22 protein-coding genes are annotated in these 20,192 nt (G+C 68.2%); 6 read left to right on the forward strand and 16 right to left on the reverse strand.

Translation table 11 applies throughout. The features are described 5' to 3' along the window. The first annotated feature begins 25 nt into the window (after positions 1-25). On the forward strand, positions 26-637 hold the full coding sequence (locus E3T34_RS03520) for a class I SAM-dependent methyltransferase (protein ID WP_134342201.1): 612 nt from the start codon (positions 26-28) through the stop codon (positions 635-637). A 33-nt stretch (positions 638-670) separates the two neighbouring features. Here E3T34_RS03520 and dapF read toward each other — a convergent pair whose 3' ends face one another. The 13 genes from dapF to thyX all read right to left on the reverse strand — a co-directional run bounded on the left by dapF (position 671) and on the right by thyX (position 14,951). After that, positions 671-1,552: a diaminopimelate epimerase gene (dapF, locus tag E3T34_RS03525; protein ID WP_104101188.1), complete on the reverse strand. Its 882-nt coding sequence runs from the start codon at positions 1,550-1,552 to the stop codon at positions 671-673. Between the two features lie 10 nt (positions 1,553-1,562). Further along, positions 1,563-2,552, reverse strand: coding sequence for a tRNA (adenosine(37)-N6)-dimethylallyltransferase MiaA (gene miaA, locus E3T34_RS03530; protein WP_241977328.1), 990 nt, complete (start codon positions 2,550-2,552; stop codon positions 1,563-1,565). Positions 2,553-2,556: 4 nt separating this feature from the next. Next, positions 2,557-4,275 (reverse strand): tRNA (N6-isopentenyl adenosine(37)-C2)-methylthiotransferase MiaB, encoded by a 1,719-nt coding sequence (miaB, locus tag E3T34_RS03535; protein ID WP_134342202.1) that lies wholly within the window; start codon positions 4,273-4,275, stop codon positions 2,557-2,559. A 61-nt stretch (positions 4,276-4,336) separates the two neighbouring features. Next, positions 4,337-5,134, reverse strand: a complete 798-nt coding sequence (locus E3T34_RS03540; RefSeq protein WP_134342203.1) for a regulatory protein RecX — start codon at positions 5,132-5,134, stop codon at positions 4,337-4,339. Positions 5,135-5,137: 3 nt separating this feature from the next. Next, positions 5,138-6,271 (reverse strand): recombinase RecA, encoded by a 1,134-nt coding sequence (gene recA, locus E3T34_RS03545; protein ID WP_104170109.1) that lies wholly within the window; start codon positions 6,269-6,271, stop codon positions 5,138-5,140. A 259-nt stretch (positions 6,272-6,530) separates the two neighbouring features. Further along, positions 6,531-6,752: a DUF3046 domain-containing protein gene (locus E3T34_RS03550; RefSeq protein WP_104101179.1), complete on the reverse strand. Its 222-nt coding sequence runs from the start codon at positions 6,750-6,752 to the stop codon at positions 6,531-6,533. A 9-nt stretch (positions 6,753-6,761) separates the two neighbouring features. Continuing rightward, complete coding sequence (locus tag E3T34_RS03555) at positions 6,762-7,067, reverse strand: helix-turn-helix domain-containing protein (RefSeq protein WP_104101176.1); 306 nt, start codon at positions 7,065-7,067, stop codon at positions 6,762-6,764. Positions 7,068-7,256: 189 nt separating this feature from the next. Continuing rightward, entirely contained in the window at positions 7,257-7,814 is a 558-nt protein-coding gene (locus tag E3T34_RS03560) for a CinA family protein (RefSeq protein ID WP_370247996.1), read from the reverse strand. Next, positions 7,807-8,406 (reverse strand): CDP-diacylglycerol--glycerol-3-phosphate 3-phosphatidyltransferase, encoded by a 600-nt coding sequence (gene pgsA / locus E3T34_RS03565; RefSeq protein WP_134342204.1) that lies wholly within the window; start codon positions 8,404-8,406, stop codon positions 7,807-7,809. The genes E3T34_RS03560 and pgsA overlap by 8 nt, the downstream gene beginning before the upstream one ends. 3 nt (positions 8,407-8,409) lie before the next feature. Beyond that, complete coding sequence (locus E3T34_RS03570) at positions 8,410-11,355, reverse strand: DNA translocase FtsK (RefSeq protein ID WP_134342205.1); 2,946 nt, start codon at positions 11,353-11,355, stop codon at positions 8,410-8,412. Between the two features lie 124 nt (positions 11,356-11,479). Next, a complete protein-coding gene (locus tag E3T34_RS03575; RefSeq protein WP_194087077.1) occupies positions 11,480-13,156 on the reverse strand; it encodes a ribonuclease J in 1,677 nt (558 codons plus the stop codon). Between the two features lie 28 nt (positions 13,157-13,184). After that, on the reverse strand, positions 13,185-14,162 hold the full coding sequence (gene dapA, locus E3T34_RS03580) for a 4-hydroxy-tetrahydrodipicolinate synthase (RefSeq protein WP_134342207.1): 978 nt from the start codon (positions 14,160-14,162) through the stop codon (positions 13,185-13,187). 51 nt (positions 14,163-14,213) lie between these two features. Then, positions 14,214-14,951, reverse strand: coding sequence for an FAD-dependent thymidylate synthase (thyX, locus tag E3T34_RS03585; protein WP_104101167.1), 738 nt, complete (start codon positions 14,949-14,951; stop codon positions 14,214-14,216). A 78-nt stretch (positions 14,952-15,029) separates the two neighbouring features. Between thyX and E3T34_RS03590 the strand changes: the two genes are divergently transcribed. The 4 genes from E3T34_RS03590 to E3T34_RS03605 all read left to right on the forward strand — a co-directional run bounded on the left by E3T34_RS03590 (position 15,030) and on the right by E3T34_RS03605 (position 17,439). Continuing rightward, positions 15,030-15,503, forward strand: a complete 474-nt coding sequence (locus E3T34_RS03590) for a thioredoxin family protein (protein WP_134342208.1) — start codon at positions 15,030-15,032, stop codon at positions 15,501-15,503. After that, a complete protein-coding gene (locus E3T34_RS03595) occupies positions 15,484-16,008 on the forward strand; it encodes a DUF4395 domain-containing protein (protein ID WP_104101163.1) in 525 nt (174 codons plus the stop codon). Before E3T34_RS03590 ends, E3T34_RS03595 begins: the two co-directional genes overlap by 20 nt. A gap of 98 nt (positions 16,009-16,106) precedes the next feature. After that, on the forward strand, positions 16,107-16,532 hold the full coding sequence (locus E3T34_RS03600; RefSeq protein WP_104101161.1) for an OsmC family peroxiredoxin: 426 nt from the start codon (positions 16,107-16,109) through the stop codon (positions 16,530-16,532). A 16-nt stretch (positions 16,533-16,548) separates the two neighbouring features. Continuing rightward, positions 16,549-17,439 carry a TIGR01777 family oxidoreductase gene (locus tag E3T34_RS03605; protein WP_134342209.1) on the forward strand — a complete coding sequence of 297 codons (891 nt, stop codon included), beginning with the start codon at positions 16,549-16,551 and terminating at the stop codon, positions 17,437-17,439. Between the two features lie 262 nt (positions 17,440-17,701). On the opposite strand, the gene E3T34_RS03610 is transcribed toward E3T34_RS03605, so the two are convergent. Both E3T34_RS03610 and dapB read right to left on the reverse strand, forming a co-directional pair. After that, complete coding sequence (locus E3T34_RS03610) at positions 17,702-18,139, reverse strand: tetratricopeptide repeat protein (protein WP_134342210.1); 438 nt, start codon at positions 18,137-18,139, stop codon at positions 17,702-17,704. Next, positions 18,136-18,918, reverse strand: coding sequence for a 4-hydroxy-tetrahydrodipicolinate reductase (gene dapB, locus E3T34_RS03615; RefSeq protein ID WP_104101153.1), 783 nt, complete (start codon positions 18,916-18,918; stop codon positions 18,136-18,138). Before dapB ends, E3T34_RS03610 begins: the two co-directional genes overlap by 4 nt. 44 nt (positions 18,919-18,962) lie before the next feature. Between dapB and E3T34_RS03620 the strand changes: the two genes are divergently transcribed. Then, a complete protein-coding gene (locus tag E3T34_RS03620; protein WP_134342211.1) occupies positions 18,963-19,529 on the forward strand; it encodes a GNAT family N-acetyltransferase in 567 nt (188 codons plus the stop codon). Here the strand turns inward: E3T34_RS03620 and E3T34_RS03625 are convergent. Then, positions 19,526-20,128, reverse strand: coding sequence for a histidine phosphatase family protein (locus E3T34_RS03625; protein ID WP_104101149.1), 603 nt, complete (start codon positions 20,126-20,128; stop codon positions 19,526-19,528). The two genes, E3T34_RS03620 and E3T34_RS03625, sit on opposite strands and share 4 nt — an antisense overlap. Positions 20,129-20,192: the final 64 nt, after the last annotated feature.

Consider the following 20,192-nt stretch of genomic DNA (forward strand, 5'->3'; position numbering starts at 1 on the left):
CCTCGATGCACGGTAAGTTCCCTCTATGCCTTCCGACCACTACTTCACCCCGGCACCCGACAGCACCCTGAAACTCCGCCAGGTGACCGTTCGATTGGGAGGCCAAGAGCGCGAGCTGACCACAGCCAATTCGGTCTTCAGCCCGGAGCACATCGACACCGGCACCCAGGTGCTCTTGAACAGCGCGCCGACCCCGCCGCCCGGCGGCGATTTCCTCGACCTGGGCTGCGGCTGGGGTCCGATCAGCCTGCACTTGGCCCTCGCCTCACCCCGCGCCACGATCTGGGCCGTCGACGTCAACGATCGGGCGCTCGACCTGGTGCGGCTGAACGCGGAGGAGCTCGGCCTCACCAACATCACCGCAGTGCGGCCCGATCAGATGCCCGCCCACGTGGCGTTCCGCACCATCTGGTCGAATCCCCCGATCCGGGTCGGCAAAACCGAACTGCACACCATGCTGCGTACCTGGCTGCCGCGCCTGGAGCCGGGTTCGGATGCCTGGCTCGTCGTGCAGCGCAACCTCGGCTCCGACTCCCTGCAGCGCTGGCTCGACGGCGACCTGCCCGCCGAATTCAGCACCTCACGGCACTCCATCAGCAAGGGCTTCCGGGTCCTGCGGGTGAAACGCCAGGACTAGACCGCGTCGCGGCCCATCGCCCCGAGCTAGTTCTCAGCCGAGGCGGAAGACCCCGTCGAACACGAGTTCCGCCGGACCCGACAGTGAGACGTGCTCGCCGTCCTCGGTCGGAAACATGCGCACGCCGAGCGTGCCGCCGGTGACCTCGACCTGCCACTGGTTCGGGGCACCCGCGCCTGCCCAGTGCCGGGTGGCGAGGGCCGCCGCGGCCGCCCCCGTACCGCAGGAAAGTGTTTCGCCGCTGCCGCGCTCGTGCACGCGCATCCGGATGCGGCCGACACCGTTCACGACGAGCGGATCGCCCGGAAGCACGAACTCGATGTTCGCCCCGGCCGCCGGGTCAGGGTCGAGCTGCGGCACGAAGGTGAGGTCGACGCCTGCGAGCTCGTCGTCGTCGGCCAGTGCCACGACCACGTGCGGGTTGCCCACGTTGATGCCGAGACCGGGGCGGGCCACGGGCAGGTCCTTCGCCCGAACGAGCGGTTCGATACCGTCGAGGCGCCACCGGCCGAGGTCGACCTGGTAGCCGGTTGCGCCGCGCTGCACGTCGCGCACTCCCCCGCGGGTGCCGATGCAGAGCGTGTCGCCGCGGTCGAGCGAGGTCAGGCCCTGCTCTACCAGGAAGCGGGTGTAGACGCGGATGCCGTTGCCGCACATCTCGGACACCGTGCCGTCGGCGTTCCAGTAGTCCATGAACCATTCGGCCGCGTCGTCCTCGGCGAGGGCGATCGCACCGGCGGCCAGGCTCGTGGAGCGCACCGCGCGGATGATGCCGTCGGCACCGATGCCGAATCGGCGGTCGCAGATGGCCCGGATCTGGCTCGGGGTAAGGTCGATCTGCCCGTCGGGATCAGAGAAAAGCACGAAGTCGTTCCCGGTGCCGTGGCCCTTGGTGAAGTTCAGATCAATACCCATGCCGTCCAGTTTAGGAGGCCGGGTCGGCCGCCCAGTGCTCGGCCGGCTGCTCCGGGTCGGCCAGGCGGGTCAGCGCCCGGTCAACCCGATCCGGCGCGTCGAAGTCGATCCAATGGGTGTGCGGGGAACGCTTGAACCAGCTCACCTGCCGTCTCGCGTACCGGCGGGTGAGCTGCTGCGTCTCCTGGATAGCCTCCGCCCGGCTGAGGCTGCCCGTCAGCTGCCCAAGGGCCTGGGCGTAGCCGATGGCCCGGCTGGCCGTGACACCGGTTTCGAGTCCGCTCGGGATCAGCCCGCGCACCTCCTCGACGAGCCCGCGGGCCCACATACCCTCCACCCGGGCGTCGAGGCGGGGGGTGAGCTCCGCGCGCTGGGCGCGGAGGCCCACTGTGACCGCGGGCATCCAGTAGACCGGCTCGTCGGGCAGGGCGGCGGTGTGCGGCCCCCCGGTCAGCTCCACGACCTCGAGGGCGCGCACGAGGCGCCGACCGTTGCCGGCGCCGATGCGGGCGGCGGCGACCGGGTCCACGGCCTTCAACCGGGTGTACAGGGCACCAGGCCCCTGCTCGATCAGGTCGGCTTCGAGTCGGGCGCGCAGCACGGCATCCGTGCCGGGGAACTGGAAGTCGTAGACCACGGCGGACACGTAGAGCCCGGAGCCGCCGACCAGGATGGGCACGCTGCCGCGCGCCACGATGTCGGTGATCGCGGCGCGGGCCTCCGTCTGGTAGCGGGCGACGGTGGCCTCGTCGGTGACCGACAGCACGTCGAGCAGGTGGTGCGGGACGCCGCGGCGCTCCAGCACGGTGAGCTTGGCGGTGCCGATGTCCATGCCGCGGTACAGCTGCATGGCGTCGGCGTTGACGATCTCCGCCCCCCGACCGGCCTCGGCCAGGCGTTCGGCGAGGTCGAGCGAGAGGTCGGACTTGCCGGTGCCGGTGGGTCCGACGACAACGATCAGCGTCGGGTGGGCGCCGGTCACCGGGTTCGGGCCGGGCACCTGCCTAGCGCTCCCCGTCGGTGACGTCGTAGATCGGCGTGGTGCTGGAACTGGCCACCGCGGGCGAGCCCACGGCCCGGTCGGGTAGGCGCAGGGTCGGCAGGCCGAGGGAGACCGAGCCAGACCCGCCTGCTGCTCCGCCGTGACTGGGCACGCCGCAGTACTCGGCTTCGAGGCGGTCCCAGGCGTCGCCGGCGATGGTGCGCCGGATGCGCAGCGGAGCCCCGTCGACGGAGTCGGCGATCAGGTGGAAGGGGGCCGCCTGGGTGACCGTGACGGTCACGAGGTCGCCCGGACGGGGCAGTTCCGAGCCTTCCGGCACGTCGAAGTGCACGAGCCGGCTGTCAATGGCGCGACCGCTGAGTCGACGGGTGTCGGCGTCCTTGCGGCCCTCGCCGTTGGCGACGAGCAGTTCGACCTCGCGACCGACCACAGCCTGGTTCTCCTCCCAGGAAATCCGCTCCTGCAGGGCGGCGAGGCGCTCGTAACGATCCTGCACGATCTCCTTGGGGACCTGGTTGGGCAGCGTCGCGGCGGGGGTCCCGGGCCGGATGGAGTACTGGAAGGTGAAGGCGGTGGCGAACCGGGCCAGCTCCACGACCCGCAGGGTCTCCTGGAAGTCCTCCTCGGTCTCGCCGGGGAAGCCGACGATGACGTCCGTGCTGATGGCCGCGTGCGGCATCTGCGCGCGCACGCGGTCGAGGATGCCGAGGAACCGCGCCGACCGGTAGGAGCGGCGCATGGCCTTGAGGATACGGTCCGAGCCGGACTGCAACGGCATGTGCAACTGCGGCATGACCGACGGCGTCTCGGCCATGGCGTCGATCACGTCGTCGGTAAAGGCAGCCGGGTGCGGGCTGGTGAAACGGATGCGTTCCAGCCCCTCGATCTTGCCGGCCGCGCGCAGCAGCTTGCCGAAGGCGAGACGGTCGCCGAACTCAACCCCGTAGGAGTTGACGTTTTGGCCGAGCAGGGTGACCTCGATCGCCCCGTCGTCGACGAGGGCCTGGATTTCGGCGAGGATCTCGCCGGGACGGCGGTCCTTCTCCTTACCGCGCAGCGCGGGCACGATGCAGAACGTGCAGGTGTTGTTGCAGCCGACGGAGATGGAGACCCAGCCGCTGTAGCTCGAATCGCGCTTCGTGGGCAGGGTCGAGGGGAAGGTCTCGAGGGAGTCGAGGATTTCGAGCTGGGCCTCGCCGTTGTGCCGTGCACGCTCGAGCATGCTCGGCAGCGACCCCATGTTGTGCGTCCCGAAGACGACGTCGACCCAGGGTGCCTTCTTGAGGATGACGTCCTTGTCTTTCTGGGCCAGGCAGCCGCCGACGGCGATCTGCATGCCGTCGTGGCGGCGCTTGACCGAGGCCAGCTGCCCCAGGTTGCCGTAGAGCTTGTTGTCGGCGTTCTCGCGGACGGCACAGGTGTTGAGCACGACGATGTCGGCTTCCTCCCCGCCGGCCGTCACGTAGCCGGCCGCTTCGAGCGACCCGCTGAGCCGTTCGGAGTCATGCACGTTCATCTGACAGCCGAAGGTGCGCACCTCGTAGGTGCGGGCCCGGCCCTCAGCATCGTGCGCCGCCTGGCTTGGAGCAATCAGAGTCGGCGCGCTCAAGGCCGCGGTGCGCAGGGCCGAGGCGCGCAGGGCCGCGGTGCGCAGGGCCGACTGCTGCGGGTCCAGCGTCTCGGCGCTGGAGAATGGGGGCGTAGCGGTGCTGCTGGTCATAGTGGGTACCAGCTTACGCGTGGCACCTCCGAAACCGGGCCGGGTTGCCCCGACCCGCTCCCTACTGGAACCGCACCCGCGATGGCGAACCACCGCGGGAGGCAAGGGCGGCCTTCACCGCCACGCGCACGATGGACGAGGAATAGCCCTTGCGCATCAGGAACGCGTTGAGTCGACGGTCGATGGTCTGGTCGTCGAGCCGCCCGAGCTGCCCCACCCGCTTGACGGCTATTTCGATGGCCCGTTCCGTCTCGTCGTCGGGCATTTCGTCGAGCTTTTCCAGGATGAGGTCCTGATCGAGCCCACGGCGGCGCATCTCCAACTGCACACCGGAGCGCCCCAGGCCTTTGCGCTCGTGGTGGCTGTGCACGATCTGATCGGCGAGGCGGCCCTCGTCGATGTAGGACAACTCGATGAAGCGCTCGATGATCTCTTCGATCTCGTGCTCAGCGACCTCCGTACCGCCAAGAACTGCGCGGGCCTCGGCCACCGACAGGGACCGGCCGCGCAGCCGCTGGCGCAGCACCCCCTCGGCGTGCTCGCGATCGGCGGCGGCCCGGGACGCCACACCCTCGGGGGCGTCGTCCCCGTCGTCGGCACCGACACCAGCACCGACACCAGCACCGACACCGGCACCAGCACCGACACCGGCACCGCCACCGGCACCGCTGTCGACTGCGGGGCCGCTCGACGCCGCCGGACCACCGTCGCCGAGATACGTGACCGGCGCCAGTTGTTCGTCGGCGATCGGCGCCGCCTCGAGCTCGGTCGGCCGGGTCGTGGCGGCGCCGCGGGCCGCGCTCTTGCGACGTGCCGCACTCAGCGACGCGACCTCGTCGGCCGGCTCGAAGTAGACCATGCGCTACGCCCCCTTGCGGGCGGCGAGCTTGGCCTGGAGGGACTCCGCCTTGGCGGCTGCGGCCTCCTTGGCTGCGGCTGCGGCGACCAGGGCGGCTGCGGCGTCGATTGCGGCCTGCGCCTTCTTGGCGGCCGCACCCTCGGGGCTGATCCCGAGCTTGAAGAGGATCTTGTTCTCGATCTCGTTGGCCATCTCCGCTTCACGCAGCAGGAAGTTGCGCGAGTTCTCCTTGCCCTGGCCCAGCTGGTCGCCGTCGTACGTGTACCAGGCTCCGGACTTCTTGACGATGCCGTGCTCGACACCGAAGTCGATCAGGCTGCCTTCCCGGGAGATGCCGATGCCGTAGATGATGTCGAATTCCGCCTGCTTGAAGGGCGGTGCCATCTTGTTCTTGACGACCTTGACCCGCGTGCGGTTACCGACGGCCTCGGTGCCGTCTTTCAGGGTCTCGATACGGCGGATGTCGAGGCGCACCGACGCGTAGAACTTGAGCGCCTTGCCACCGGCGGTGGTCTCGGGGCTGCCGAAGAAGACCCCGATCTTCTCGCGCAACTGGTTGATGAAGATCATGGTGGTGTTGGTCTGACTGAGGCCACCGGTGAGCTTGCGCAGGGCCTGGGACATCAGACGGGCCTGCAGGCCCACGTGCGAGTCACCCATCTCACCCTCGATCTCGGCGCGGGGAACCAGCGCGGCGACGGAGTCGATCACGATCAGGTCAATGGACCCGCTTCGCACGAGCATGTCGGCAATTTCCAGCGCCTGCTCACCCGTATCGGGCTGGGAGACGAGGAGCGCGTCGATGTCGACTCCGAGCTTGCGGGCGTACTCAGGGTCCAGAGCGTGCTCGGCGTCGATGAAGGCGGCGATGCCGCCGTTCTTCTGCGCGTTCGCGATGGCGTGCAGGGTGAGCGTGGTCTTTCCCGACGATTCCGGACCGTAGATCTCCACGATGCGACCTCGGGGCAGGCCACCTATGCCGAGGGCCACGTCCAGCGCGATCGACCCCGTGGAGATCGTCTCGACGGGGGCGCGCTCGTCGCTGCCCAAACGCATGATCGAACCCTTGCCGAACTGGCGGTCGATTGCTGCAAGAGCGGTGTCGAGGGCTTTTTCGCGATCTGCTGATGATGCCATGAGTGATCTCCTTCGGTCGTGCATTCCGGCGCCTATAGGCTGTCGCGTTTGGCTACCGGGACGACCCCGACACCCGCTTTCAACAAGGCATGTGCTCTCTGTCGCTGACACAAACCGACTGTACGCGGCACGTCCGACAGAGCCGGGAACGGGGAGCGGCAGTGGGTAAGCCGTCTTCGACTCCTGCTGTGGAGGAGTATATCAAAATGCGAACACGCATTCGAGAATTCCACGGAATCCGGGGCGTGTCGAGCGAAAACTAGCTGCGGGCGGCGGGGAGTCCCGCGCCGTACCAACGGGCCTTCGGGACATCCGTCTCGGCGCAGAGGGCAAGCCAGACGTCGCGCGCCGAAGCACCGCCGGCCAGAGCCTGGTCGGCGGTGCATCCAAACGGGGTCAGGATGAGATCTCGAGTGAGGACGCGGCCGTAGCCTTCGCCGAACTCGTCGCTCAAAGCCTGTCGGAACTCACTGAGCCGCATGGTATGGAACTAGCGCACCATCATGTCGTCGTAGTTGGCCACGAGCTCGTCGGGCACAGTGTCGGGGAACCTGTCGATTCCCTCGATGATGGCCAGTCGGTCGCCGACTTCCCGCATGATGACCGAGATCGGGGTCTCCAACGCTTCTGCAACGGAAGCCAGAATCTCGGAAGACGCTTCCTTCTGGCCACGCTCCACCTCGCTCAGATACCCGAGGGCCACACTGGCCCTGCTGGCTACCTGACGGAGTGTGCGCCCTTTCTGCAGGCGGAAGTCCCTGAGCACATCGCCGATTTCCTGTCGAACAAGAATCATCGGAACCTCCTTCTCGTACTGATTATGTGTTGCTTATCGAGTACCGTTTTATACTTCTGGCGCCCACTCAACCGGGTGGTTGCGTGTGTTGGATCGCAAGAGTACTACAACCTTGAACACCCTGACACTACCGATATCGACTGGGCTTTTCTTGTGAATATGCTCGTTGTAACCACGGAATTCGGGGAACTATTCCACCGCGTCACGGGCTAACAGCTGCCACACAGCTTCGACGGCCGCGGCCACGGAGGCCGCTCGAACGAGGGCACGGTCTCCGTGCAGCCGGAGCGGGATGACCGATATTTCTCCTTCACGAGCCAGCCCGAGGAACACCGTTCCCGGCTCGTGGCCACCCTGGCCGTCGGGCCCTGCCACACCCGTCGTGGCGATGCCGATGTCGGCGGGCCGGCCGTCGACGGCGAGGCGCGTACGCACGCCCTCCGCCATCTGCAGGGCAACCTGCGGGTGCACCGGGCCGTGCTCCTCGAGCAGAGCCGCGTCGACGCCGAGGAGGGTGTGCTTGAGCGCACTCTGGTACGCCACCACTCCCCCGTTGACGACGACGGATGCGCCGGGGATGCGGATGAGTTCGGCTGTCAGCGCCCCGCCGGTAAGGGACTCGGCCACGGCGATAGTGAGGCCGCGGCGGGTGAGCTCGGCGACGAGGCGCGCGGTGGCATCCGTCGCCCCGGGTATGTCAGCAGGTGACAGGGCCTCGTCGAATGCCGGAGGAATCGGATCAGCCACGGTCGTGCTGGAGCCGGTTCTCGCGCCGCGCGGCCACGAGGTAGTCGAAGCCGGTGACGACGGTAACGATGAGGGCGAGGGCCATGGCCGTCCAGTTGACCCAGTAAATCCAGTCGCCCAGCAGCAGCCAGAGGGGCACGAGGGCGAGGGAGATCGCCACGGACTGCAACACGGTCTTGAGCTTGCCACCCCGTGACGCCGGGATGACCCGGTCCTTCAGCATGACGAACCGGAACACCGTGATGCCGACTTCGCGCACGAGGATGACGATGGTCACCCACCACCACAGTTCGCCGAGGATGGAGAGGCAGACCAGGGCTCCGCCGGTGAGCACCTTGTCGGCGATCGGATCGAGGATCTTGCCGAGGTCGGTGACCAGGTTGTGCCGACGGGCGATGGCCCCGTCGATCCCGTCGGTGGCGATGGCCACGATGAACAGGGCGGCCGCCCACCAGCGCAGCGCGCCGTCCTGGCCGGCGTCGGCGAGGAGCATATAGATGAACACCGGCGCGAGCAGGATGCGCACGATCGTGATCAGATTCGGGAGATTCCAGTTGCTGGGCCGGACGACCGGCGTGGATGGTGTGGCCATGGGTCAGTCCCTGTCGGTCAGTTGCCAGGCGTCTTCATCGGGAGATGCGTCTTCTTCAAGGTACCCCTCCGACATTTTGGCGACCGGGTCGTCGGCGTAGCGCGGATCGGGCGGGCCGGGCGTGTGCTGGGCCGCGGACTGGTGAGCTGCGGCGGCCTGAGCGGCGGCCGTGGCGGCGTGGTGTTCGGCGTCGGAGCCGCGCAGCAGGGCCAGCACGCCGGGCAGCTGCTCCACGGAGACGAGCACGTCGCGCGCTTTCGATCCCTCGGAGGGACCGACGATTTCGCGGGACTCGAGCAGGTCCATCAGGCGGCCCGCCTTGGCGAAGCCGACCCGGAGCTTGCGCTGCAGCATCGACGTGGACCCGAACTGGGTCGACACGACCAGTTCCGCCGCTGCGAGGAGCACCTCGAGGTCATCTCCGATGTCGGAGTCGATTTCTTTGCGGGGGGCGACCATGGAGACATCCGGCCGGTAGTCGGGGCGGGCCTGCAGAGTGACGTGCTTGACGACGCGTTCGATCTCGGCCTCGTTCACCCAGGCCCCCTGCACGCGGATCGCCTTGGAGGCTCCCATCGGCAGGAACAGGGCGTCGCCCTGCCCGATCAGCTTGTCGGCGCCCGGCTGGTCGAGGATGACCCGGGAATCGGTGACGCTGGTCACGGCGAAGGCGAGGCGGGAGGGCACGTTGGCCTTGATCAGGCCCGTGACGACGTCGACGCTGGGGCGCTGGGTGGCGAGCACGAGATGGATGCCCGACGCGCGGGCCAGCTGGGTGATGCGCACGATCGAGTCTTCGACGTCGCGCGGTGCGACCATCATCAGGTCGGCGAGCTCGTCGACGACGACCAGGAGGTAGGGATACGGCTTGAGGCTGCGCAGGCTGCCGGCGGGCAGCACGATCTCGTTGTTGACGACGGCCTTGTTGAAGTCGTCGATGTGGCGGAATCCGAAGCTGGCCAGGTCGTCGTAACGCATGTCCATCTCCTTCACCACCCACTGCAGCGCCTCGGCGGCCTTTTTCGGACTGGTGATGATGGGCGTGATCAGGTGTGGAACCCCCGCGTAGGCAGCCAGCTCGACCCGCTTCGGGTCGATCAGCACCATGCGCACGTCGCTCGGCTTGGCCCGCATGAGCAGGCTCGTGATCATGGAGTTGACGAAGCTGGACTTGCCGGAACCGGTGGAACCGGCGACCAGGAGGTGAGGCATCTTGGCGAGGTTGGCGAGCACGAAGCCGCCGCCGACGTCTTTCCCGACGCCGATGGTCATCGGGTGGGTACTGTTCGAGGCCGCCGGGGAGCGGAGCACGTCACCGAGGGTGACGATTTCGCGGTCGGTGTTGGGGATCTCGATGCCGATCGCGCTCTTGCCCGGGATCGGCGACAGGATGCGCACCTCGTTTGAGGCGACGGCGTAGGAGAGGTTTTTGCTCAGCGCGGTGACGCGCTCCACCTTGACTCCGGGGCCGAGCTGGATCTCGTACTGGGTGACGGTGGGGCCGCGGGAGAACCCGGTCACCTTCGCGTCGACCTGGAACTGGCGGAGCACCTCGGTGATGGACTTGACGATCTCGTCGTTGGCCGCCGAGCGGGCCTTGGCCGGCGGGCCCTTGGTGAGGGTCGTGTCCGAGGGCAGCAGGTAGGGCGCGGCGGGCTGGTCTGATGCCGGCGGAACCGGGGCCGGCACCAGGGACAGGGGCGTGTCGGCGGAACCGGCGGCCCCACCGGCCGCGGCCGGGTCGAGTGCGTCGAATCCTGCTCCGGTCAAACCGGGAAGAACCTCGGTCAGGCCCGTCTGGTCGTCGGCCTGGAGCCCGGTCGACGAGCCCTGCGGCAGGTCGATCGCGCCCGTGAAACGTTTGAGGACGTCTTCGGCTCGGAGCAGGTCTTCGAGCACCTCGGTGCCGTAATGGTCCTGGTTGAGACCCGGGGTCGTCGGCGTCGTCTCCAGCGCGGTGTCGAAGCTGCCTCGTTTGTCGCCGCCGAGCAGGGTGCGCAGCGGGTCGGCGCCGTGCGGGCCTGCGGCGTTCGGATCGTCGGCGGGGGTACCGGCGCCGTTCGGGCCGAGCGGCCCGCCGAAGTCAGGGTCCTCCTCGCGCTTGCTCGTGTTGCGCCGCCACCAGGGCAGCGCTCCGGCATCTCCGTCGTCATCGTCGACCCCGTCCAGTTCGACCTGAACGGCCTTCTCATGCTTCGCTTCCCGGGCGGCGGCGCGCTCCTCGGGATCGGGGAGCTGGGCCCCGAACAGCCAGGCATAGAGCTCCCGGCTGCGTTCACCAATGCGGTTGGGCGGGGTCTTGGTGATGATGAAGAGGCTCAGGGCGAGAAGCAGGATGACGACGATGGTGGCACCGATCGCCGTGGTCAGGTAGATCAGGGGGGCAGCGATCATCCAGCCGATGACACCGCCGGCCAGTGCGAGGGTCTCCATGCCGTCGCTGGGGGCAGGCTGGCCACCGAAGATGTGGCAGAGACCCGACACCGAAACGAGTAGCACGGATAGTCCGATGCCGATGCGGCCGTTGTCGTGCACCGAACTGGGTTTGCGGAACAGCCAGACGGAGAAGAGCAGCATGATCACGGGCAGGGCGAACGCGACGCGGCCGAACAGTCCGCCGAAGGTCCAGGCGTCGAGGGTCTGGGCGACCGCGTTGTTGATCAGGAACCACTCGATCACGGCGCCGGAGACTGAGAGCAGCACAAGGAAGAAGGGCAGGCCGTCGCGGCGCTCTTCTTTGGAGAGCTTCTCCGGGCCGAGCGCGCGGGCAGCCCCGCCGGTCACGTGGGCCAGGGCCGTCCACGACCGCACGAACAGGCTCGGCCTGACCTCGACCGCGGTGAACTTGACCGTCTTCTGAGCGGCGGTGCGGGCTGCGGGCTTGCGCGCCGGGGTGCCGCGCGCAGGCGTGCTGCGGGCGCGGCCGTTCGACTTAGTGCTCGTAGCCATGCAACCACGGTACTTCGATCCCCCGACATTGGGGCTTAGGCACGCCAAAACGCCTGCGGGCGGCGATCAGCGACCGCGACATCAGGGCTGGGCGGACGCGCGGCATCCGTCGCCCTCGGCGGGATCAGGCCTCGATCACCAGAGGGACGATCATCGGGCGGCGACGGAAGGCGGTATTCACCCAGCGGCCGACCGTGCGGCGCACGATCTGCTGCAGCGCGAACGGGTCGCGCACCCCGTGCTCGGCGGCTTCCGCCAGGGCCGCCTCGATTTTCGGGCGCACGGCGTCGAACACCGAGGCGTCTTCGGCGAAGCCCTTCGCGTGGATCTCGGGCCCGACGATCACCTTGCCGGTGGCGGCGTCGACCACGATGATAATCGAGATGAATCCCTCCTCGGCGAGGGTTCGGCGGTCCTTGAGGTCGGCCTCGGTGATCTCGCCGACGGTGGAGCCGTCGACGTAGACGTAGCCGAGGTCCAGCTGGCCGACCTTGGTGGCCACACCGTCCCGCAGGTCGATGACCGTGCCGTCCTCGGCAAGGAGCACGTTCGCCTCCGGCACGCCGGTCTGCACCGCGAGCTTGGCATTGGCGACCAGGTGCCGGTATTCGCCGTGCACGGGCAGCACATTCTTCGGCTTCAGGATGTTGTAACAGTAGGTCAGTTCCCCGGCGGCGGCGTGCCCGGAGACGTGCACCTTCGCATTACCCTTGTGCACCACTGTGGCGCCCAGCTTGGTCAGGCCGTCGATGATCCGGTAGACCGCGTTCTCGTTGCCGGGAATCAGGCTGGACGCCAGGATGACGGTGTCGCCGTGGCCGACTTCGATCTGATGGTCCTGGTTGACCATCCGGCTGAGCACGGCCATCGGCTCCCCCTGCGAGCCCGTGGACATGTAGACGATCTTGTCGCCCTGGATGTTGCCGGCCTTCCTGAAGTCCACCAGCACACCCTCCGGCACCCGCAGGTGGCCGAGGTCGGCGGCGATGGTCATGTTGCGCACCATCGAGCGGCCCAGGAGCGCGACGCGGCGACCGTTCGCGTGGGCGGCATCGAGCACCTGCTGCACCCGGTGCACGTGGCTGGAGAAGCTGGCCACGATCACCCGTCGGGGAGCCCGGGCGATGACGTCGTCGAGGACGGGACCGATGGAGCGTTCCGTGGGTGTGAAGCCCGGGACATCCGCGTTGGTGGAATCGACCAGGAACAGGTCGACGCCCTCGGTGCCGAGACGCGCGAATTCGCGCAGGTCGGTGAGGCGGTTGTCGAGCGGCAGCTGGTCCATCTTGAAGTCGCCGGTGTGCAGCACGGTGCCGCCGGCGGTCTTGATGGCCACAGCCAGGGCGTCGGGGATGGAATGGTTGACGGCGACGAACTCGAGGTTGAACGGGCCGAGCCGTTCCGTCTGGCCCTCCTTGACCTGCAGCGTGTACGGCGTGATCTTGTGTTCCTTGAGCTTTGCCTCGATAAAGGCGAGGGTCAGGCCCGAACCGATCAGCGGAATGTCCGCACGCAGCTTCAGAAGGTAGGGGACGGCGCCGATGTGGTCCTCGTGGCCGTGCGTGAGCACGACCGCGAGGATGTCGTCGAGGCGATCCCGGATGGGGCTGAAGTCGGGGAGGATCAGGTCCACGCCCGGCTGGTGCTCCTCGGGGAACAGCACCCCGCAGTCGACGATCAGCAGCTTGCCGTCGATCTCGAACGTGGTCATGTTGCGGCCGATTTCGCCGAGGCCACCGATCGGCGTGATGCGGAGGGTTCCCGCCGTGAGCGGGGCCGGGTCGTACACATCGATGGGCACAGGCCCTCCTCGGGGTTCGGTGGAGCGGTTAGCGTGTCGTTCCGGCGACCTTCGGCAGGGCGCCGCCGGCCGCGGCATTGCGGTCCGGGCGGAAGTTGGAGAAGTTGACCCCGGGGATGTTCTTGACCAGGTCTATTTCGTCTTCGATCTGGGCGGCTTCCCACTCCTCCGGGCCGACGAGGGGCAGGCGCACGCGCGGGCTGTTGATTCGGCCGAGGCCGTGCAGGATGTACTTGACCGCGACCGTACCCGGAACGTGCGTCATGCAGGCCCGCACCAGCGGTTCGAGCTGCTGATGCGCGGCGGTGGCCGCCTTCAGATCGCCCACATTCACGGCGTCGACCATCTGGCGATACGGGGTGGCGGCGATGTTCGCCGTGACCCCGATCAGGCCGGTCGCCCCGATCGAGAGGTGCGGCAGAACGTTGGGGTCGTCGCCGGAGAAGTACATCAGGTCGGTCTGGTTGAGCACGCGGCTGACCTGGGCCAGGTCACCCTTGGCGTCTTTGACGGCGAGGATGTTCGGGTGCTTCGCGGCCCGCAGGATCGTCTTGTATTCGATCGGGATACCGGTGCGTCCGGGGATGTCGTAGAGGATCACGGGCAGATCCGTGGCATCCGCGATCATGCGGAAGTGGGTGAGAACGCCGGCCTGGGTGGGCTTGTTGTAGTACGGGGTGACGATCATGTTGCCGTCGGCGCCCGCCTTCTCGCTCTGCTTGGCAAGCTGCATGGCGTGGGCGGTCTCGTTGGACCCGCCGCCGGTGATGATCTTCGCGCGTCCGCCCGAGATATCCTTGCCGACCTCGACCAGGCGAATCTTCTCCGCGTCGGTGAGGGTAGACGTCTCACCGGTGGTGCCGGTGACGACGATGCCGTCCGCTCCGGCGTTGATGACGTCGTCGATGTGCTGGGCAACGCCCGCCCAGTCGACTTCGCCGTCGGCGGTGAAGGGAGTCACCAGGGCAACGAGGACCTGGCCGAAGGGATTCTGAGACATAGACACGAAGGACAGGCTACCGGTCAGTGTGCGGCCGCGCACCGCCGCGGCGTCACGTTACGGGGCGACGCGACCGTTCTTGTTAAAGGCGGCGTAGGTGAGCGGCATCAAGGTCGCGAACTGGTCTTCCATCTTCTCGGCGCACATCTCGATCTCGCGCTGCGGGAACGACGGGAAGTGGGTTCCCTCGCGCTTGGTACGCAGACTGAGAAAGTTCATCAGCGACCGGGCGTTCATGGTCACGTACATCGAGGAGAAGATGTTGAGCGGCAACACGATGCGGGCAACCTCGCGGGCCACGCCGGCTTCGAGCATCCGTTGATACGACGCGTAGGCGTGCGCGGAGGCCTCGCGGGTCAGCTGGTCGACCAGCGCGGCCTGCTCGGCCGTGCCGGGCAGGAAGTCGTAGGCGCCGGGCTTGCCGACCTGCACGAGGTTGCGGGTCGGGGCCGGAACGTAGAAGACCGGGTTCAGCTCGCGGTAGCGGCCCGATTCCTCGTTATAGGAGGCGATGCGGTGCCGCATGAACTCGCGGAATACGAAGATCGGCGCCTGCACGTAAAAGGTCATCGAGTTGTGCTCGAACGGCGAGCCGTGGCGGTCGCGCATGAGGTAGTTGATCAGCCCGGCGTCACCCGTGCTCGGGGCGTCGCCGTCCGATTCCTCGAGCAGGGCCTTGGTCAGGGTCTGCTCCCCCTGAGTCGACACCCGTGCGGCGAACAGCACATCGGAGTCGTGGGCGCTTGCGCGCACCAGTTCGACGGTTACATCGGAGCGGAACTCAATTTCAGACACGGCTAAACGATACCTGCTGCACGCGTAACCTGTCGTCACACGGACCCGCCCGGCCCGAGATCCTTGTAACGTCGCAGCATGAGTTCGACCTCCGCCCTGATTCTCGTGCTGGTTCTTGTCTCGGGCACCACCGTGCTGGGCCTCTTCTGGCGGTCCCGCCAGGGGCGCCCCATCGTGGTCACCCCGGCGGCTCCGGAGGCGCTCGGCGTGCCGGACGCGCTCACGCCGGCGGATGTCAGCAGCCGGGTTCCGTTCGGCGCGAACGCCACGCTCGTGCAGTTCTCCACCAGTCACTGCGCCCGCTGCCCCGGCACCCAGGTGCTCCTCGCCGGCCTGGCCCGGTCCCGTCCCGGCGTCGCGCACCTGGACGTCGACCTGACCCACCGCCGCGACCTCGCGAACCGGTTCGGGATCCTGCAGACCCCGACCACACTCATCCTCGACGGAACCGGTCAGGTGCGCGCCCGGATCGGCGGCGTTCCGAACCGGGCCGGCGTCCTCCGGCAACTCGACGACCTCACCGGGAGCAGCCATGCCCAGTTCGCCCGCTGAGCCCCGGCCGCAGCCCTCCGCGCGCCGGGCCCGCCCGGATCGCCCGGACCTCGACCCGCGCGGACCACGCTTCGGCGCCGCGATCACGGCCGTTCTGCTCCTGGTGGTGGTGTTCCTGTCGCTGACCGGGGCATCCGTTGCCGCCTTCGTCCTCCTCACGATCCTGGCGGCCCTCTTTGCCTGGGGTGCGTTCGCCGGCGCCGGGCGGCACCCTTACGGCGTGCTGTTCAAGACCGTCGTGCGGCCGCGGCTCGGCCCGCCCACCGCACTGGAGAAAGCGGCCCCGCCGACGTTTGCGCAGGGGGTAGGGCTGCTGGTCACCGTGACCGGCGTGGTGCTCGGTCTGGCCGGGCTGACGCCCGCTGTGGGCGTCGCTGCCGGCGTCGCGTTCGTCGCGGCGTTCCTGAACGCCGTGTTCGATTACTGCCTCGGCTGCCAGTTGTACCTGCTCCTGGTGCGTGCCGGCATCCTCGGACGCGGGCCGACGCCGCTGGCCGGGAGCTGACGGCCGCCGCAGCTCCATCCCTGATCATTGGCTGAGAGTGAACCCTATGTGGGCCGAGGCGACAGTTAGGCTGAAGCTTCACCTCAGGAGGCAACATCATGGCACTCACCAGCGAAGCAACAACTGTCTGGACCGGCGATCTGAAGTCCGGCAGCGGTACCGTCACCCTCGACTCCTCCAAGACCGCCGAGTTCCCGGTCACCTGGCAGGCCCGGTCCGTCGGCACCCCGAACACCACCAACCCGGAAGAGCTTCTCGGAGCCGCCCACGCGGCCTGCTTCTCGATGGCGCTGGCCAACGGCCTCAGCGCCGGCGGACACACTCCGGACAGCATCCAGACCACCGCGGCCGTGACCTTCGAAGCCGGCGTCGGCGTGGTGGGCAGCCACCTCCTGGTCAGCGCCAAGATCCCCGGCCTGACCGAAGAGGAGTTCGCGGTCTACGCCGAGGACGCCAAGGCCAACTGCCCGGTTTCGAAGGCGCTCGCGGGCATCCCGATCACCATCGAAGCCGAGCTGGCGTAGGCGCGGCCCGCACACAATGCGAGTTCTCGTCTCCGGTGCGTCCGGACTGATCGGCACCGAGCTGAGCGCACAGCTGCGCGCGGCCGGCCACACCGTGGCCCGCCTGGTGCGCCGCGATCCGCGCGGGGCCGATGAATTCCGCTGGGACCCGGCCGCGCTGAGCATGGACCAGGGCGCCCTCGACGGCGCCGACGCCGTGATCAACCTGTCGGGGGCATCCATCGCCCGTCTGCCGTGGACGAAGGCCTATCGCCGGGAGATCCGTGACTCGAGGGTGCAGGCCACACGCACGCTGACGGATGCCATGGGCCGGCAGGCGACACCGCCAGCCGTGCTGCTCAATGCGTCGGCCGTGGGCATCTACGGCGACCGTCCGCGCGAGGTGCTCACCGAGAACTCCCCGGCCGGCAACGATTTTCTGGCGAAAGTCACCAGAGACTGGGAGGCCGAGGCCGCACGTGCGCCGGAGTCGACCCGTGTCGTCACCCTCCGCACCGGGCTGGTCATCGCCCGCGGCGGCGCCCTGAAGCCACTTCTGCCGATCGTCAAGCTTGGCCTGGGCGGCCCGCTCGGCCGCGGCACCCAGCACTGGCCGTGGATCAGCCTGCACGACGAGGCCGCGGCCGTCGTGCACCTGCTCACCTCGACGCTGTCGGGTCCGGTCAACCTGGTCGGCCCGACACCGGCCACCGCGAACGACGTCATCCGGGCCGTTTCAGCCGGGCTGCACCGCCCGTTCCTGGTGCCGGTGCCGGAATTCGTGCTGACGCTCGCACTGCAGGATGCCGCTCGCGCACTGCTGCTCGCCGACCAGCAGATCGTGCCGGAGAGGCTGCACACAGACGGTTTCGTCTTCACCCACAAAACCGCGGCCGAGGCCGTGGCCTGGATGCTCAGCCGCCCGTAGTTCTGACGGTTCGCGGCCTCGGACGGCCAAGGCGCCACCCTGCCCGGGGTTCGGGCGCGGTCGGGGATGCGGGCGCGGTCGCAGCGGGCCGAGGGCATCCGTCGCGACGTAAACTCGGAGAATTTCGGGACACGCCGCATTTTTCGGTTGCTCCGGCGGCGTGTCGCGAAAAAATTTGCATTTAGCGCGCGGTGATGGATGCCGGTGAGCTGGTTCGAGGGCCGGGTCATCGATTTTCGACGGGCTCACGCACCGGTGGAGGCTAGGCGCGCTCGAGGGAGATCGCGGTACGGATGGCGCCGCGGGCGCGACGGCGGTCCCCCGATGAGTTGTAGGCCAGGCCGAGCCTGAACCAGGCGCGCCAGTCGTCGGGGGCGGCATCGACGGCCGCCCGGTAGATCGGGAATTCAGCGTCGGCCTCGTCCCGCATGGGGCGTCCGCTCGGCCTGATCGGCAGTTCTTCGACGGGGAGCCCGCCCTCGGCCTCCAGCCGGCGCACGAGCCGCTCGGAGTTGCACCCGAACCGGAGTTCGGCGACCAGCGCCCAGACTCCGACCAACGGGAGCACGAGAAGCGCCACCCCGATCACGATGCCGATGATTTCGCCGCTCTGCAGGAATAACACCGCTCGCCAGCCGACGAGGACCAGGTAGAAGACCAGCAGCAGGGCCATCAGGCCGGCGGCAAGCCGGCCCTTCATACGGCGGCCTCACCCGGGTGGGCAGTTGTGGCCGTCGTCGGCGCACCCAGTCCGAGATCGATGATCTGGTCGAGCCCGACGGTGACGCCGACGGCCGTGCGGGTGGCCGCCAGGGCCAGCAGGATGCCACGTTCGTAGGATGCGGCCGACAGGGTGTTGTGGCTGATCGTGAGGGTCTCCCCCGCACCGCCGAAGAACACGTCCTGGCGGGCGAGCATGCCGTCGAGGCGCAGGCTGTGCACGGGAATGCTCGACACCTGCTGGCCACGGGCGCGCTGGTCGGTGTGCGGCGCCGACACCGGCCCGATTTCGGCCCTGGCCCGCCCGATCAGTTCGGCGGTGCGCACGGCCGTGCCCGACGGAGAGTCCACCTTGCCGGCCCGGTGGGCCTCGACGATCTCGATCGAGTCGAAGAAGCGGGCGACGAGCACCGACAGGCCGGTCGCGATGACCGACGCCATCGAGAAGTTGGGGATGATGACGACGCCGATCTCATTCTGCCCGGCGAGGCGGGCGGAGAGGGCGTCGATGCGATACTGCGACCAGCCGGAGGTGCCCACGAGCACGCGCAGGCCGTGGTCCACTGCGAAGTCGACCACGCTTTGACTGACCCCGGGCAGGGTCAGGTCGATCACGATCTCCGCGCCGATCATCTCGGACAGGTCGCTCTTCGAGTTCAGGCCGGCGACGAGGACGTACTCCTCGGACTGCTCGACGAGACCCGAGACCAAGCGGCCCATCGTTCCCGATACGCCGACGATGGCCACCCGTGTTTTCATGGGTCCAATCTATCAATCGCGGGGCATCGAGTTAGCCTTGGGCCATGCCTGACTCCCCCGCCCTTGCCTTCACCGCTGTGTCGGTGACGGATGCCGGCTCCATCGTGCTGCTCACCCAGTACTTCAGCGATCGGGAGTCGGGCTTCCCGGCCGCGCAGGGCCGGTACCGCACCACGTTCCCCGATCCGGTCCAGTTCCTGCCGCCGTCCGGGGTGTTCCTGTTGGTCAGCGAGCAAATGGGACCGGCCGAACGAGCGTTTGTGGGGTGTGGCGGCATCCGTCGTCTCAAGGACTCCCCGACCGGAAATGTGCGGTTCGAGATCAAGCATCTCTGGCTGCAGCCGCAGGTGCGCGGGCGCGGATGGGGGCAGTCGCTGCTGACCGAGCTCGAACGACGCGCGCGGGAGTTCGGCGCCGACGACGTCGTGCTCGACACCAACGCGAGCCTGACCGCGGCCGGAGCACTCTACGCGCGGTCGGGCTACGAGTCCTGCGCGCCGTATAACGACAACCCGAATGCCACGACCTGGTATCGCAAGAGCCTCACCCGGAAGACGGACGGAGCCGGGCCAGCCGAGAGCCGGCCGCCCGGAACCCGCCTATCCACCTAGAACAGGAGCGGGTCCGGCAGACCGGTGCGCAGCTCCACGGGGAGGTGCCCGGTGTCGTTGTGGGTCAGCAGCGTCCAGGGGCGGCCCGGTTTTTGGTGCAGCACGGTGAGGCCGCAGTTCGCCTGGTTGATGCTGATCCACCGCCAGTCCGGGGCGCCCAGTACCTCCCGCACGAACCAAGCGATGACGAAGTTGTGGGTGATCAGCAGGTCGTGGCGTTCGCCGCGGCGCGGCTGGAGGAACTCGGCCACGGCGTCGCCCATCTGCGCGCTGCCGGCCTCGATGTCGGCCTCAGTGACCCTACCGAAGAACGGCGCATAGGCAGACGGCGTCTCCGGCGCCCTGCCGGAGGGGATGCAGTCGAAGAGCAGCGGGCTGGGCACCGAGGTCAAGGCCGGCAGTCGCTGCGCGATGATTTTCGCCGTGTCGGCGGCGCGCTGCAGCGGGGAGTGCCAGGCGTCCGTGAACGGCACGCCGCCGAGACGCTCGGCGATCAGCTGAGCCTGCCGGGTGCCGCGCGCGGACAGAGGCCCGTCGGGCATGCCGTGCTCGGCATCCTGCTGTTCACCGTGACGAACGAGGTAAATGTAATGGTGCAAGGGGATCTCTCTCAGTCAGGAGCCGCACATCAGCGTGTGGCCCCGGCTTTGGGTCTCGGTGGTT

Origin of the sequence: Cryobacterium sp. TMT1-62, assembly GCF_004403145.1 — a bacterium.
GTDB classification, from domain to species: Bacteria; Actinomycetota; Actinomycetes; order Actinomycetales; family Microbacteriaceae; genus Cryobacterium; species Cryobacterium sandaracinum.

Coding starts and splice junctions, on each gene's coding strand:
- E3T34_RS03520 (WP_134342201.1), top strand. CDS start 26: ATGCCTTCCGACCACTACTTCACCCCGGCACCCGACAGCACCCTGAAA.
- dapF (WP_104101188.1), bottom strand. CDS start 1,552: ATGGGTATTGATCTGAACTTCACCAAGGGCCACGGCACCGGGAACGAC.
- miaB (WP_134342202.1), bottom strand. CDS start 4,275: ATGACCAGCAGCACCGCTACGCCCCCATTCTCCAGCGCCGAGACGCTG.
- E3T34_RS03540 (WP_134342203.1), bottom strand. CDS start 5,134: ATGGTCTACTTCGAGCCGGCCGACGAGGTCGCGTCGCTGAGTGCGGCA.
- recA (WP_104170109.1), bottom strand. CDS start 6,271: ATGGCATCATCAGCAGATCGCGAAAAAGCCCTCGACACCGCTCTTGCA.
- E3T34_RS03550 (WP_104101179.1), bottom strand. CDS start 6,752: ATGCGGCTCAGTGAGTTCCGACAGGCTTTGAGCGACGAGTTCGGCGAA.
- E3T34_RS03555 (WP_104101176.1), bottom strand. CDS start 7,067: ATGATTCTTGTTCGACAGGAAATCGGCGATGTGCTCAGGGACTTCCGC.
- pgsA (WP_134342204.1), bottom strand. CDS start 8,406: ATGGCCACACCATCCACGCCGGTCGTCCGGCCCAGCAACTGGAATCTC.
- E3T34_RS03570 (WP_134342205.1), bottom strand. CDS start 11,355: ATGGCTACGAGCACTAAGTCGAACGGCCGCGCCCGCAGCACGCCTGCG.
- E3T34_RS03590 (WP_134342208.1), top strand. CDS start 15,030: ATGAGTTCGACCTCCGCCCTGATTCTCGTGCTGGTTCTTGTCTCGGGC.
- E3T34_RS03595 (WP_104101163.1), top strand. CDS start 15,484: ATGCCCAGTTCGCCCGCTGAGCCCCGGCCGCAGCCCTCCGCGCGCCGG.
- E3T34_RS03600 (WP_104101161.1), top strand. CDS start 16,107: ATGGCACTCACCAGCGAAGCAACAACTGTCTGGACCGGCGATCTGAAG.
- E3T34_RS03605 (WP_134342209.1), top strand. CDS start 16,549: ATGCGAGTTCTCGTCTCCGGTGCGTCCGGACTGATCGGCACCGAGCTG.
- E3T34_RS03610 (WP_134342210.1), bottom strand. CDS start 18,139: ATGAAGGGCCGGCTTGCCGCCGGCCTGATGGCCCTGCTGCTGGTCTTC.
- dapB (WP_104101153.1), bottom strand. CDS start 18,918: ATGAAAACACGGGTGGCCATCGTCGGCGTATCGGGAACGATGGGCCGC.
- E3T34_RS03620 (WP_134342211.1), top strand. CDS start 18,963: ATGCCTGACTCCCCCGCCCTTGCCTTCACCGCTGTGTCGGTGACGGAT.